Annotated in this window: 10 protein-coding genes; 8 read left to right on the forward strand and 2 right to left on the reverse strand. The window is 71.7% G+C overall.

Annotated features, from left to right (window positions below):
* Positions 1–44 precede the first annotated feature (44 nt).
* Both WMF36_RS39745 and WMF36_RS39750 read left to right on the forward strand, forming a co-directional pair.
* Positions 45–1,772 (forward strand): acyl-CoA dehydrogenase family protein, encoded by a 1,728-nt coding sequence (locus WMF36_RS39745; protein WP_437576043.1) that lies wholly within the window; start codon positions 45–47, stop codon positions 1,770–1,772.
* 317 nt (positions 1,773–2,089) lie between these two features.
* Complete coding sequence (locus WMF36_RS39750) at positions 2,090–3,295, forward strand: serine/threonine-protein kinase (protein WP_437576044.1); 1,206 nt, start codon at positions 2,090–2,092, stop codon at positions 3,293–3,295.
* Between the two features lie 109 nt (positions 3,296–3,404).
* On the opposite strand, the gene WMF36_RS39755 is transcribed toward WMF36_RS39750, so the two are convergent.
* Positions 3,405–4,034: a hypothetical protein gene (locus WMF36_RS39755; protein WP_437576045.1), complete on the reverse strand. Its 630-nt coding sequence runs from the start codon at positions 4,032–4,034 to the stop codon at positions 3,405–3,407.
* A gap of 190 nt (positions 4,035–4,224) precedes the next feature.
* On the reverse strand, positions 4,225–5,325 hold the full coding sequence (locus WMF36_RS39760; RefSeq protein WP_437576046.1) for a DUF362 domain-containing protein: 1,101 nt from the start codon (positions 5,323–5,325) through the stop codon (positions 4,225–4,227).
* A gap of 366 nt (positions 5,326–5,691) precedes the next feature.
* Here WMF36_RS39760 and WMF36_RS39765 point away from each other — a divergent pair, with 366 nt between their 5' ends.
* The 6 genes from WMF36_RS39765 (at position 5,692) to WMF36_RS39790 (ending at position 13,755) form a co-directional block, all read left to right on the forward strand.
* Positions 5,692–6,294 carry a ComEA family DNA-binding protein gene (locus WMF36_RS39765; RefSeq protein WP_437576047.1) on the forward strand — a complete coding sequence of 201 codons (603 nt, stop codon included), beginning with the start codon at positions 5,692–5,694 and terminating at the stop codon, positions 6,292–6,294.
* Between the two features lie 290 nt (positions 6,295–6,584).
* A complete protein-coding gene (locus WMF36_RS39770) occupies positions 6,585–8,072 on the forward strand; it encodes a UDP-N-acetylmuramate--L-alanine ligase (protein WP_437576048.1) in 1,488 nt (495 codons plus the stop codon).
* Positions 8,069–8,947 carry an inositol monophosphatase family protein gene (locus tag WMF36_RS39775; RefSeq protein WP_437576049.1) on the forward strand — a complete coding sequence of 293 codons (879 nt, stop codon included), beginning with the start codon at positions 8,069–8,071 and terminating at the stop codon, positions 8,945–8,947. The genes WMF36_RS39770 and WMF36_RS39775 overlap by 4 nt, the downstream gene beginning before the upstream one ends.
* Positions 8,948–9,545: 598 nt before the next feature.
* Complete coding sequence (locus WMF36_RS39780) at positions 9,546–10,388, forward strand: hypothetical protein (protein ID WP_437576050.1); 843 nt, start codon at positions 9,546–9,548, stop codon at positions 10,386–10,388.
* A gap of 3 nt (positions 10,389–10,391) precedes the next feature.
* The gene (locus WMF36_RS39785; RefSeq protein ID WP_437576051.1) at positions 10,392–12,158 is read left to right on the forward strand and encodes an MXAN_5187 family protein; all 1,767 of its coding nucleotides are present in this window, start codon (positions 10,392–10,394) and stop codon (positions 12,156–12,158) included.
* Between the two features lie 34 nt (positions 12,159–12,192).
* Positions 12,193–13,755, forward strand: coding sequence for an OmpP1/FadL family transporter (locus WMF36_RS39790; RefSeq protein WP_437576052.1), 1,563 nt, complete (start codon positions 12,193–12,195; stop codon positions 13,753–13,755).
* The last annotated feature ends 114 nt before the right edge of the window (positions 13,756–13,869 follow it).

Genomic DNA, 13,869 nt, shown 5'->3' on the forward strand with positions numbered 1-13,869 from the left:
CTCGCGCGGAGGCGCGACGGCCTGCCCCTTGAAAGGACGGTCCGATGCCCCCGACGATCGAGCAGAGCTTCATGAAGGCCCTCTTCCACGGCATCATCGCCGAGGACATCATCTTCCCGTACCCCGAGCTGCCCGCCGAGGAGCGGGAGGCGACGTCGATGATGCTCGACAGCGTGCGGAGGTTCTTCGCGTCGAGCGTCGACAGCACCAAGATCGATCGGGAGCAGGCCATCGACCCCGGCCTCCTGGCCGAGATCAAGAAGCTCGGCCTGATGGGCCTGCAGGTCCCGTCCGAGCACGGCGGCGTCAACCTCAGCAACATGGCGTACGCGCGCGTGATGCAGGAGGTCGGCGGGCTCGACGCGTCGATCGCCGTCACGCTCGGCGCGCACCAGTCGATCGGCTTCAAGGCGATCCAGCTCTTCGGGACGGAGGAGCAGCGGCAGCGCTACCTCCCGAAGCTCGCGACCGGCGAGTGGATGGCGGCCTTCGCGCTGACGGAGCCGGGCGCCGGCTCCGACGCGGCGGCGATCAGGACGCGCGCCGAGGTGTCGGCCGACGGCTCGTACTACACGCTGAACGGGTCGAAGATCTGGATCACGAACGGCGGCCTCGCCGATGTCTTCACGGTGTTCGCCCGGACCTCCGCGCTCGAGGAGGGCAACAAGCCGAAGCTCACGGCCTTCATCGTGGAGCGGGGCATGGGCGTGAAGAACGGCCCGGACGAGCACAAGCTCGGGATCCGGGGCTCGTCGACGACGGAGCTCTTCTTCGAGGACGTGAGGGTGCCGCGCGAGAACGTGCTCGGCGACGTCGGCAAGGGCTTCAAGGTGGCCGTCGAGGTGCTCAACAACGGGCGGCTCGGGCTCTCGGCGGGGTGCGTGGGCGCGTGCAACACGCTCATCCGCCTGGCGCTCGACAGGGTCCAGGAGCGGCGCGCGTTCGGCCGGAGCATCGGCGATTTCGGGCTCATCAAGGACAAGATCGCGACGATGCTGGCGCACACGTACGCGCTCGAGTCCATCACCTACCTCACGGCGAGCCTCGTCGACGCCAAGGTCCCCGACTTCTCGATCGAGAGCGCGATCTGCAAGGTCATGGGGAGTGAGACGCTGTGGTTCGTGGTCAACGAGACGCTCCAGATCGCGGCCGGCATCGGATACATGCAGGACTATCCCTACGAGCGGCACCTGCGCGACGCGCGGATCAACATGATCTTCGAGGGGACGAACGAGATCCTGCGCTGTTTCATGGCGCTCTCCGGGATGAGCGGCCCGGGCAAGGCGCTCGCGGACGTGGCGAAGGCGATGCGAGAGCCCATCAAGGGCTTCGGCCTGCTCAGCGACTTCGCGATCCGCAAGGCGAGGTCGGTGCTCGGGCGCGAGCGGATGTCGAAGGCGCACCCGCTGCTCAGCCGGGAGGCGGTGATCTTCGAGGACTACACGGCGGAGCTCGCCACGCACAGCGAGGACATGCTCCGGAAGCACGGGCGCGAGATCGCCGAGATGCAGTATGCGCAGCGCCGCATCGCGGAGATGGTCATCGACCTCTACTGTATGGCCGCCTGCATCTCACGCACGACTCGGGCCATCGAGCGGCGCGGCGAGGAGGGGGCGCGGCGTGAGATCGATCTCACAACCGTGTTCACCGGCATGGCGCAAAAGCGGCTCAGGCAGCATGTTGCGGACTTCCAGAAGAACGACGACGAGCTGCGCAAGGCCATCGCGGTGCGAGCCTATGCGGATCGCGCCTACCCGTTCGATATTCTCTGATCGCCTCCCGGCGCACCTCGGCTGACATCCAGTTACATGGAGTCACCTCCAGGGACACGAGCGCCGCGCCGCTCCGGCGCACGCCGTCGACGCGCTCGCCCGCGCATCCAACGCAAGATGCGTATCGAGCGAGTCCGAACGATACGCTCCGTTTCGGGAAGTTTTCACCGCACGACCTGGACGGATTGCGATATCATCTACTGGGAGTAGCGTTGGCGTAGACGCTTCGACAGGAATCGGGTGATCACTTGTCCCAGGCCTGGGCATTGGGTGGCAGGGGCGGAGCCATGAAGGAGACTGCTGAAGGTCGGGCCGTCATGGAGAAGTATCGCCTCGAGCGCAGGCTCGGCGGCGGTGGCATGGGCGACCTCTGGCTGGGCTTTGACATCAAGCTCAGGCGGCGGGTGGTCATCAAGTTCATCCGGAGCTTCGCCGCCACGGAGCCGGAGCTGGTCGCCCGCTTCGAGCGTGAGGCGCGCGCGTCCGCCCGTGTCCGGAGCCCCTACGTCATCGAGACGTACGATTACGGGGTCGATCGCGGCTGCGCGTTCATCGTCATGGAGTACCTCGAGGGGGAGGACTTGAACCGCCGCCTCGAACGGGAGCCGAAGCTCCCGCTCGCGCAGGCGGCGCTCCTGTTCACGCAGCTCGGCAAGGCGCTCGATGCGATCCACGCCGCGGGGGTGATCCACCGCGATCTGAAGCCGGGGAACATCTTCCTCACGTGCTCGGGCGGCGATGAGCTGCTCAAGGTGCTCGACTTCGGCGTCGCGAAGTCGTCTTGCTCGCGCGACCGGATCACGAAGACAGGCATGGTCCTCGGGACCCCCCGGTACATGAGCCCCGAGCAGACCATGGCGCCCAGGCAGGTCGATTACCGGAGCGATCTCTGGTCGATGGCCGTGATCCTCTACCGCGCGATCACCGGCCAGTGTCCTTTCGCCGGCACCAACATCAATGAGCTGGTCAGGCACATCTGCCAGACCTCGTTCCCCAGGGCCACCGAGCTCGCGCCGGAGCTCCCACCCGGGGTCGATGCGTTCTTCTCCCGGGCGTTCGCCTTCGATCCCGACGCGCGGCACCAGTCGGGCAGGGAGATGATGGAAGCGTTCACCGCGCTCCTCCCTGCGCAGACGCTGGCCTCCATGCGGTCGCTGGAGGCGCTGCGCGCGATCCCCGGCGCGCCGCCGTCCGAGCGGAGCGCCATCATCAAGCGGGCCGCGCTGGGCGTGCCCGCGGCCCCGCCTCGCTGCGCCATGGATCAGACGACCATGGCCGCCATGCTGGCGACACCGGCGAACGATCTCGGCGGCGCGCCGGAGACGGGCGAAGCCGACCCCGCCCCGGACGACCGGCAGAGCGAGGTCGTGCTGGACAGCCGTGTCCTGCCGCCGCTTCGGGTCCCCTGGCTGGTCGCGATCGCGCTGCTCCTCGCGGCCGCTTCGGTCGTTTGCCACAGCATGGCCCAGGGCGCGTCCTGGTCGCCGGATACCGCGGAGAGCCCGGCGTCGATGGCTCCGTGACCCGGCGGGGCGTCGCGCGCCCGTCGCGGCGGTCGCCGCGCCGACCTCGCGACGGCGAGGCGGATCGCCAGGCGCTGTCGGCCCCACGTGATGACGTGCGGACCGCGCCTTAGCGCGCGTCGGTCTTGGGTGCCTCGGTGATGCCGGACATCCACCGGAGCCTCGGGGCGCCCTCGTCGATCCAGCGGTCGCGCACCCGGCGCGCGAGCTCGGGGTGCTCGCTCGCCTTCACGGCCAGCACGGACACGAGGCACGTCCCCGGCCACGACTCGTAGACGGCGATCGCTCCGGCGTACTCGTCGCTCGCGAACACCGACGCGATGCTGCCGTCGAGGACCTTGAACACGAGCGGCCGCACCTCGCCGTCGATCTCCTGCGTCGTCCGGATGATCTGCGCCTCCCCGAGCCGCACGCCATAGCCGTCGGCGAGCGCCGCGTTCTTCGCCCAGAACTCGTCGAGGCAGCTGTCGGGATCGCTCGGCCCCGCGGTGCTCGAGTAGAGGACCGTCAGGGCGGCGTAGTGCTCGTCGCCGTACCGGAAGGTCGCCCGCGTCGGATGGCTCCAGACCCGCACCCGGCGCCAGCTTTGCCAGTCGACAAGCGGCACCTCGAGCGTGTTGAACCGGTCCCGCCGCCTCCCCCACGGCTCGGCCAGCAGCCGCTCGAGCGCGGCCCGCTCGGGGTCGGCCGCGTCGCCCCCCGGGTTCTCGCGGGTGATCGACGCGGGCGTCGGGGGCAACCCCGGCGGCCTCGACGGGGGGGTGCTGCTGCAGGCGGTGACGGCGAGGAATGCGAGGAGAGGGACCGCCGATGCGGTCCCCCACCCTGTGGAAGAGCGCGCGGTCGGCCTGGAGCAGAGCATGGGCAACACGAGCCTCGGCAAGCGGTTCTCAGCGACGGCAGTCCCGCGAGCGGATCCCGCAGCGCCGCTACAATCGGACCTCGCGCATCGCGATTTTATTCTTGTCGAAGACGCCCAGCCCGAGCTCGCCCGCGATGCGGATGTACGAAGGCTCCCGGCTCGCCTCCTTGAGCGTGGGCAGCCCGTTCTCCTTGCGCCATGTCTCGACCACGCCCCAGCCGATCACATCCATGGCGACCGGATCGGTCGTGGCGTACACCGACTCGTGAAGGACGCGCCGCTTCGGGTTCTTGTCGAGCGGGCCCTGGTCGTAGATGAGCTTGAAGCCGTCCGTGATGTGCAGGCGGACACGGCTCTTCACGACGTCCTGCGCGTAGAGCTCGGCGATCTGCGGGCTCGCGGTGTGCTGGTGGAAGGCGTGCGGGTTGATGGTCGCGCCGTGGGTGATGTTCTTGAGGCAGCCGGTGTAGCCGCAGATCGAGTGGTCCTTGATCAGCGAGACGTTGATCACCGCGGTCGCCTCGGTGAAGGGGCGGACGAACTTGGTGGGGATGCCGAAGACCGTGATGCTCGGCATCACCGCGTCCTTGTTCTCGTGCACCGCGGCGCGGATCCCGTCCGGGAACTCGGCGGCCGGCTTGGCGGTGCGGTCGGCGCAGCGGGTGCCGGCGAGGAACGAGGGGTACTGCTCGAAGATCAGGACGTTCTCGGCGGGGACGCCCGCCGCGATCACCCCGCGCACGATCTCGAGCACGAGCTCCTTGTTGGTGGCCATGGTCGCGCCCTTCTGGCCGGCGATCCCGTTGGCCTTGATCGCCACGCGGTCGTCCTTGTGGACGAAGCGGCCGAAGGCGGCGCCGAGATCGCTCTTCCCGGTGAGCTCCGCCATGGCCCGCTCGAGCATCACCTTCGCCGCGGACGCCTCGGGCCAGAGGCCGTTCGGCTGCATCGAGTTCGACTTCGTGACCTTCACGATCTTCCCGGGAATGGACAGCGGCGTGAAGCCGGGGGGCGGCGTGGCCGCGAGGCTCGGCGGCGCTTCCGCGAGCGCCGCGGTCGGGCCCAGGAGCACGGCGCCCGCGGTGCCGGCAGCGAGGCCGCCGAGGAAGGCTCGGCGCGAGCGACCCCCAGGGCCGGGATCAACAAAGCGACGGGGATCGTGGGGCATAAGACCTCGTGGTGAGCGCCTTGCGGCGGGGTGGATGCCACCGGGTCGCCGGGCGACCGGGGCGCTGATAGTAGCCGAGCTTCTCGCTCGAGACACGGCGCCCGTCCTCCCCCGGGGGCGCCGGCCTGCCGGCGGCGGCGCCCATCCCCCGGGGGGCCGCCAGAGCTCCCGGAGGCGAGTTCGACCCTACCGTGCGCCTCCGCCATGGCGGCGCCACGCCGGGGGGCGCCGGATGCCCGCGATTTGCCGGAGTTTCAGGGGATCGCGCGCCGGCATGCCGCTCGCTTGGCGGCGTCGCCGAGGAGACGAACGCCGCTCGCGTGCGCGGAGGCGACGTCCTTTGCACCAGGAAGGAGGCGCGGCACGATGCAAGCGACATCGAAGGGGACGGGCTCGCCCGACGGGCGGGCCGATGCAGGGCAAGACACCGAGGCGTGTCCCCCGTGGCGGGAGCGGGCGCTGGCAGCGCTGAAGGACTCGGCCTGGACCGCGCTGGGCGGCAAGGTCGCGGCGTACGTCGCGGGGTTCTTCGCGCTTGCGCTCGTGGGTTCCGGGCACGCGCTGAGCCTGCTCCCGGAGCGCCCGGCAGATCCGGCCGCCGGGCTGGCGATGGTGGCCGGCGACCCGGCGCCGTTCGGCGCCGCCGGGAGCCCGACGCCCCAGGCCACCGCCGCGCCTGCCGCCGACGCCGGGGCCGCAGCGGCAGAGCCGCCGTTGGCCGGCGATGGCGGAGCGAGCGCTCCGGCGGGCGGCGGCGTGACCGCGGACGGAAAGATCGTGCTGAACCTCGCGACCGAGGCGGACCTCATGCGCCTCCCGGGCGTCGGTCCGGCGAAGGCGGCGGCGATCCTGGCGCTCCGCGCCAAGCTCAAGCGTTTTCGGAAGGTCGACGACCTGCTGCGGGTCAAGGGGCTGGGCCGGCGGTCCCTGAAGCGGTTGAGGCCGCTCGTGCTCGTCGATCCACCTTGATTCAAGCATTGCACCATCGAAGCGCGGCTCGCTCTCCCGGTCGCACCGCACCTCGTGCACCGCAGGAGCCTGCCAGGACCGGTGAGCGCGGCGAGCGGCGGATTGCGCGGAGCTCCGCCTGGCGCCCGCGGGCGGCTCCGGACTCATGACCTGCGAGCACGCCGGGCTGCGCAGAGTCGATGTTTGATGACGCGGAGGCCCTGTGCGGACACGGCGGGAGCCGCGGCCTGGCGAGCTCTCGCGCTGGAGCCCCCTTGCCCTCCGAGGGCGCTCGGGCACACTGCGCCGCGATGCACGTCCACTTCGTCGCCGTCGCGGGCACCGGCATGGGTGCGCTGGCGGGGCTCTTCCGGGCCGCGGGGCACGAGGTCTCGGGGTCCGACGTCTCCTTTTACCCGCCCATGGGGCCGGCCCTCGAGCGGTGGGGCATCCGGCTCATGACCGGGTTCGACCCCGCGCACCTCGACCCTCGGCCCGATCTCGTCGTGATCGGCAACGTCTGCCGCCCGACGAACCCCGAGGCGCGCGCCGCGATCGACGGAGGCCTGCGGGTGACCACGATGGCGCACGCGCTCGCTGACCACATGCTCGCCGGCCGCTCGCCGCTCGTCGTGGCCGGCACGCACGGCAAGACGACGACCAGCTCGATGTGCGCGTGGCTCCTGCACGAGGCCGGCAGGGATCCCGGCTTCCTCATCGGCGGCCTGCCGAAGAACTTCGAGGCGAGCTTCCGCCTGCCGCGGAGCGCCTCCTCGGCGAGCGACCGCCGCGGCCTGCCGCTCCTCAACGAGGCGGGCGCCGATCGCCGCAGGACGCCGTTCGTCGTCGAAGGCGACGAGTACGACACCGCCTTCTTCGAGAAGACGCCGAAGTTCTGGCACTACCGACCCGAGGTCGGCATCGTCACGTCGGTGGAGCACGATCACGTCGACATCTACCCCGACGCCGCGTCGTACGAGGCGGCGTTCCGCGGGTTCGTCGAGCGGATCCCGGAGACGGGGCTCCTCGTGGCGGCCGCGCACGATCCGCGGGTCGTCGAGGTGGTGTCACGGTCGGCGCGCGCAGAGGTCGCCTGGTTCGCGCTCGAAGGCGACGACACGCACGGGAAGCCGCCGCACTGGCTCGCCGCGCCCGCGGAGGCCGGCGCCGACGGCCAGTCGTTCGATCTGTACGCCGGCGGCGTCATGGCGGGGCGCGTCGCCCTGCAGATGCCGGGGCACCACAACGTGCGCAACGCCGTCGCCGCGATCGCGGCCGCGGCGCAGGGCTTCGGCGTGCCGCTCTCGACCGTGACCGCGGCGCTCGCCAGCTTCGAGGGCGTGCGGCGCCGGCAGGACCTCCTGTTCGAGGCGCGCGGGGTCCGCGTCTACGACGACTTCGCGCACCACCCGACCGCCGTGGACGAGACGCTCCGCGCGCTCCGGTCCCGGCACCCGGAAGGCGCGCTGTGGGCGGTGTTCGAGCCGCGCAGCGCGACCGCGTGCCGCGCCCTCCACCAGGAGCCCTACGCGCGCGCCTTCGGCGCGGCCGACCGCGTCGTGCTCGCGCCGCTCGGGCGGCCGGACATCGCCGCGGGCGAGCGGCTCGACCTCGACCGGCTGGTGCGCGACCTGGAGCAAGCGGGCAGGCGCGCAGAGACGGCGGGCTCGGTGGACGAGATCGTCGCCGCGATCGCGCGCGACGCGCAGGAGGGCGACACGGTCGCGCTCCTGTCCAACGGGGCGTTCGGCGGCATCTACGACAAGCTCCGCGGCGCGCTGTCGGCGAGGTCGAGATGATCGGGCGCGGGCCAGCGGAGCTGCTCGAGCTCTCCGGGATCGCGCTGCGCGTCGCCGAGGAGGCAGCGGCGCTCGTGCAGGCCGGGTTCCGCGCGGACCCGCGCGGCCTGCGCGTGGAGGAGAAGGCGCCGCGCGATCTCGTGACCCAGTTCGACCAGGCGAGCGAGGACCTGCTCGTCGCGCGGCTCGGCGCGCTCACGCCGGGCATCGCCGTCGTCGGCGAGGAGCAGAGCGCCGCGCGCGCCACGGAGCCGCGCGGCGGGCTCGTCTGGTACGTCGATCCGCTCGACGGCACGACGAACTTCGTCCACGGCCACCCGTTCTGGTGCGTCTCCGTCGGTCTGATGGAAGACGACACGCCCGTCGCCGGCGCCGTCGTCGCGCCCGTGCTCGGGATCCGCTGGACGGGCTTCCGGTCGCGCGAGCCGCAGCCGCGCGGCGCCGCGCCGGAGCGGCCCGCGACCGCCGGAGAGGCGCGCCGCAACGGCGAGCGTTGCACGGTCAGCGCCACGGCGTCGCTGGACCACGCGATGGTGGCGACCGGCTTCCCGCCGGTGCGCGACCGGGCTCCGGACAACAACTTCGACGCCTTCATGACCGTCAAGCGCAACGCTCAGGCCGTGCGGCGCTGCGGCAGCGCGGCGATCGATCTCTGCATGGTCGCCGACGGGACCTACGACGCCTACTGGGAGCGCCGGCTCCACGCCTGGGACGTCGCCGCCGGGAGCGCGATCGTGCGCGGTGCGGGCGGCGTGATCACCGCGCTCGACGGCGGCCCGCCGGACTACCACGCAGGCGACATCATGGCGTCGAACGGCCTCGTCCACGATCCCATCGTTGCCCTCTTCTCGCATCCCGGCCCGCCGACCCGCTAGGCGGCTCGACGGCCGGCTCAGGGCCAGCCGTAACGCGCGTCGGGCGCTCGCGCAGGAGCGGCGTGAACACGAGGGGGCTACAGACGCAGCAAGCGCAACAAGCGCGACAAGCGCAACAACAAACGACAGCGACGCTCGCGAAGCGAGAAACGCAAAACGTCGGCACCGTGCGGAGGAGCGGTTGACTGAGCCGCCCAGGGAACTATCCTATGGTCGTTCCCTCTGCCGACTTCGTGAGGCGTTGGACGATTGAATCCCGAGTAAGCGAGAACCAGGGAGCCAACAACGATACCGTGGTGAGCTAGGCCCGGAACCATTCACCGGGAAGCCTGAAGCGGTACTTAGGCTCCCACCTAGCAGCGATGCTAGGGGTTCATGTCCTTCTGCCCACGTCCTCGGCGGTACGGAACATCTCTCCCCTGCGGGCCGCCCACGCGGCCCGCAGTTTTTTTGTGCGCGCGACACGCGCTGTGCCCTCGACATGGGTCCAGCGGTCGCCGCACCGCGGCGTCGCCGGGGGGGCGCGGCGCCGGCGTGCGGACCACGGCCCGGCTTTTGTTTCCGTTCTCATCCCCCTTCCGGTAGCTTCGGGCCCGCGATGGACACGAGATCCCCTCGATCTGCAGGAGCGCAGCACGACGAGCAGCGCCCGCTCGCCGGCGCAGCACGGTTTGGGTCGTCGAGCCACCGCGGGCGCAGCACCCCCGGCCGCTCGCGCTTCCTGCGGCGTCTTGCCCTGACGCTCGCGATCCTCACGGTGCCCGGGGCGGCCCTGGCTGCGGTGACGATCAAGGGCAGGACCACGGGCATGCCCAAGCTCCTGAACCCGGTCTGGAACGAGGCCAAGGACCCGAAGGCGAACCGGTACACCTTCCGCGAGCCCTCCCCGACCGTCCGCGCGGATGTCCGGGCGCTCGTCGGCTACGTCCCGAAGGAGCTGTGCGTCGTCGCGCTCGGCGAGAAGGGCGAGCCGCAGCAGACGCCGCGAACGGTCGTCATCTCGGGCGGCCGCACCACGCCCGTGACCCTCGTCGTCGCCCCGGGACAGCGGATCCAGTTCGAGAACCACGATCCGTTCCCGCACAAGATCCACGACGTCGGCAGCAAGGCGCTCCCGCCGATCGAGATCGCCGCCGCAAAGACCCGCGCCTGGACGCCGCCGGGGCCAGGCAAGTACGAGATCCGCGATCAGCTCGCCCCGAGCGTCCGGTCGTGGATCGTCGTCGAGCCGAAGGCCGTGGCGAGCGCCTACCCGGATCGTCAGGGGAACTTCGCCATCGAGGTCGAGGCCGGCACGTACACGCTGCAGGGCTACTTCAACGGCGAGCCGGTCGGAAAGGCCGTCGAGGCCGTCGTGAAGCCCGGGCCGGAGCAGCAGCTCCTCAGGGAGCCGGTCGTCGTGGGCGAGGCCGGTGGACCGAGCGCGGAGGCAGGAAAGTAGACCATGCTGCTGTCGCGTTTCTGGTACGGGGTGCTCGCGCTCGCGCTCGGCGCCGCGATCTTCGTCCTCTTCGTCGCCGCCCAGCTCTACAACCGCTCGAGCCACCGCGCGATGAGCGAGTCGCTCAGCGCCGACTCCAGCGCCGTCGAGTGGTTCCTCAACGACGACGCCCGGAAGCGATCGAGCGCGCTCATCCGCGTGGCGCTGACCCCGGCCCTGCGGACGGCGCTCGCCAAGTCGTCGGCCGAGGCCAAGCCGGGCGCCGACCTGCGCGAGAAGGCCCGCGCCGCGCTGCGCAGCGCGGTCGCCGAGGTGCCGCCGGAGCTCAAGTTCGATCACGTGTGGGCCGTCGACGCGGCCGGCCGGGTGGTCGCGTCGGTGGACTTCGAGCACCGTGAGGACTGGGAGCTCGGCGGCTACCCGGTCGTCGCCGACGCCCTCCACGGCTGGATCCGCGACGACGCCTGGGTCTGGAAGGGCCGCATCCTGCGCGTCGTGGCGCGCCCCGTCGAGCAGGACGTCAACGGTGAGCCGGTCGGGGCCGTGATCGGCGCCAAGATCATCGACGACACCTTCGCCCGCGCGGTCACGAAGCGCACCGGCACGGCCGTCGGCTTCTACGCCGAGGGGGCGCGCGTCGCCTCCGGCGCGCCCGAGGGGTTCGACAAGGCAAACCTCGACCAGATCACGCAGGATCTGAAGCTGCTCGACGACAACAAGGACTACGTCGAGAAGGGGCGCTCCGAGGTCCGCGTCATCGGCAAGCACCTCGGCGTGGTGTACGCGCGGCTGCCCGGCGAGGCGTGGGAGCTCGGCGCCGGCTACGCGGTCGGCCGCCTCGCGGCGTCGGTCGACTCGCCGCTCAACTTCCTCGACAAGGCGAACAACGACGACAAGAGCCAGGTGCCCACGGCGCTGATCCTGGCGGGCATCCTCGCCCTGGCCGCGATCGGGCTTGTGTTCTCGTTCCTGGAGCACACGCGGCCGCTCCATGTCTTCCGCAACGAGGCGACGCGCTTCGCCAAGGGCGAGGTCGACGTGCTGGCGCCGAGCCGGTTCCGCGGCGCCTACCGGAAGATCGCGGCCGACATCAACGACGGCGTCGAGAAGGTGGCCGCGAAGGGCGGCGCGCCCAGGAAGGCCGCCGACCTCGAGCAGGTGCTCGGCCCGATCCCGGCGCAGCCGGCGATGAGCGCGTTCTCGGTGCCGCTCGGCCCCGGCGAGCCGCGCCCCGATTCGCGCCCGTCGTACCCGAAGCCCATGGTGAGCCCGCGCAGCCCGACGCGGCGGCCTGGCTCGCACCCGCTCAGCGGCCCGCCGCCGGCTCGCGAATCCGAGGAGCCGGTCGAGGCGATCGAGGAAGTCTCGGACGCGAACATCGCGCTCCCCTCCCATGGCCCCCCGGGCGCTCCGGGGCGCCCGCCGCCGCCGCGGCGCCCGCCGCCGCCGCCGCCGCCCAGGGCGCCGGCCGCGCCCGCCCTGGCGACCACGCTCCCTGAAGCGACGAGCGCGCCGGAAGCGCCGGCCGCGCGGCAGGACGGCGCGGGAGATCCGGACGAGCTCACCGAATGGAACGCCGTCTACGAGGAGTTCCTGTCGGTCAAGCAGCAGTGCGGGGAGCCCACGAACGCCCTCACCTTCGACAAGTTCAAGGGGACGCTGCAGCGCAACAAGGACGCGCTCGTGGCGCGCCACAACTGCTCGCGCGTGCGCTTCACGGTCTACGTGAAGGACGGCAAGGCGGCGCTCAAGGCGTCGCCGGTGAAGTAGCCGCCGAGGGATCGCCGCGCGGAGACGGAGGCCCATGAAACGAGGAGCTGCGGGCGCCGCGGGCGCCGCGTTCGCTGCGATGGTGGCCGCCGGCGCGGCGCGCGCGTCGTCGGGGCTCGACTCGCCGGACATCGGGGTGCTCCAGCTCGGTCGCGGCGGGGCCTGGGTCGCGCGGGCCGACGATCCGCTCGCGGCCTACTTCAACCCGGCGGGGCTCGCCGCGCAGAGGAGCAGCGCGCACGGCGGCGTGCACTTCATCCAGCTCGCGCAGTGCTTCACGCGCCTCGGCCCCGATGGACAGCCCGTCCCGCCGAGCTACACGACGGCGATCCCGGCGCCCGGCAGCGAGGGCGGCCCCGACCCCGAGGTGTGCGCCGAGGGCGGCCTGTTCCCGAACCCACAGCTCGCCGCGACCCTCCGCGTGAGCGACGCGCTCGCCGTCGGCGTCGCGGTGCTCGGCCCGCACGGCGTCGGCGAGCGGTCCTGGCCCGAGTCGCTCCCGTACACGCACCCGAGCTTCGGCGAGATGACGCAGCCGTCGCCCCAGCGGTACCTGCTCACGTCGCTCGACGCCCTGATGCTGATGCCGACGCTCTCGGTCGGCTTCACCCCCGCGGAGGGGGTCTCGATCGGCGCCGGCTTCATCTGGGGCATGGCGGTCCTCGATTTCGTCAACTTCGCCGAGGCGACCTCGGCCCCAGGCGGCGACGACTTCAACGCGCGCGGCGATCTGCGCACGCGCGCGAAGGCGGACGATCTCTTCATCCCGGGCTTCGTCCTCGGCGCGCGCTGGGCGGCGACGGCGCACCTCGACCTGGGCGCGTGGTTCAAGTGGCAGGACGCGGTGCGCGCGGAGACCGACCTCACCATCGAGTCCCGCTACTGGACGCCCGCCGGGGTCAAGAACGCGGACCCCTGCAAGGGCGAGCCGCCGGGGTGCAACGTCACCGAGGAGCGGAGCGCGGGCGAGCTCACGATGCCGATCCCCATGGAGGCGAAGCTCGGCCTCCGGTACCACAGGCCGCGCGCCGGCGCCCTGCGGGCCGCGCGGTCCTCCGCCGCCGAGCCCCGCGTCCGCGACCCGATGGTCGACGACCTGTTCGATGTGGAGCTCGACTTCACCTGGGCCAACAACAGCGCGGTCGATGCGATCGAGGTCCGGTTCCGCGAGGGCATCCCGGTGCGCGGCACGGTCGTGGGCACCGTGCCGCCCAACGCCGACGTCCCGCACCGCTGGCGCGACGTCTTGGGAGTCCGGCTCGGCGGCGATTTCGTCGTGCTCCCCGATCTGCTCGCGCTGAGGGCCGGCGGCTTCTTCGAGACGAAGGGGCAGGACGACGCCGATCTGAACCTCGATTTCCACCTCGGCTATCGGGTCGGCGTCGGGGCCGGCGTGACCACGCGCGTCGGCCCGGTCGACATTTCGGCGGCGTTTCAGCACACGTTCTTCGGCCCGCTGGACAACGGCGGGAAGGGGCGCATCAAGGCCGTATCCGGCGCTGTCCCGAGCGGCTACCGCAGCATCCAGAGCGTGAACGGCGGCCGCTTCGAGAGCAGCCTGGACGAGTTCGGTCTGAGCGGAACGATGCGCTTCTGAACGGGCGGCCGCTCGGCGCGGAGGCGGCAGAACGCGCGGCGCTGCAGCGCGGCGGGGGGGCGCGGCGGAGCGCCGGGGCGGTCGACGCGGAAGGCGGTCGCGCCTATAAGATGG

Source organism: Sorangium sp. So ce887 (genome assembly GCF_051521455.1).
In the GTDB taxonomy this organism is placed as follows: domain Bacteria; phylum Myxococcota_A; class Polyangia; order Polyangiales; family Polyangiaceae; genus Sorangium.

Excerpts from the sequence above, each read along its gene's own strand:
- WMF36_RS39745 (WP_437576043.1), top strand. The coding sequence starts at position 45 with ATGCCCCCGACGATCGAGCAGAGCTTCATGAAGGCCCTCTTCCACGGC.
- WMF36_RS39750 (WP_437576044.1), top strand. The coding sequence starts at position 2,090 with ATGGAGAAGTATCGCCTCGAGCGCAGGCTCGGCGGCGGTGGCATGGGC.
- WMF36_RS39760 (WP_437576046.1), bottom strand. The coding sequence starts at position 5,325 with ATGCCCCACGATCCCCGTCGCTTTGTTGATCCCGGCCCTGGGGGTCGC.
- WMF36_RS39765 (WP_437576047.1), top strand. The coding sequence starts at position 5,692 with ATGCAAGCGACATCGAAGGGGACGGGCTCGCCCGACGGGCGGGCCGAT.
- WMF36_RS39770 (WP_437576048.1), top strand. The coding sequence starts at position 6,585 with ATGCACGTCCACTTCGTCGCCGTCGCGGGCACCGGCATGGGTGCGCTG.
- WMF36_RS39775 (WP_437576049.1), top strand. The coding sequence starts at position 8,069 with ATGATCGGGCGCGGGCCAGCGGAGCTGCTCGAGCTCTCCGGGATCGCG.
- WMF36_RS39780 (WP_437576050.1), top strand. The coding sequence starts at position 9,546 with ATGGACACGAGATCCCCTCGATCTGCAGGAGCGCAGCACGACGAGCAG.
- WMF36_RS39785 (WP_437576051.1), top strand. The coding sequence starts at position 10,392 with ATGCTGCTGTCGCGTTTCTGGTACGGGGTGCTCGCGCTCGCGCTCGGC.
- WMF36_RS39790 (WP_437576052.1), top strand. The coding sequence starts at position 12,193 with ATGAAACGAGGAGCTGCGGGCGCCGCGGGCGCCGCGTTCGCTGCGATG.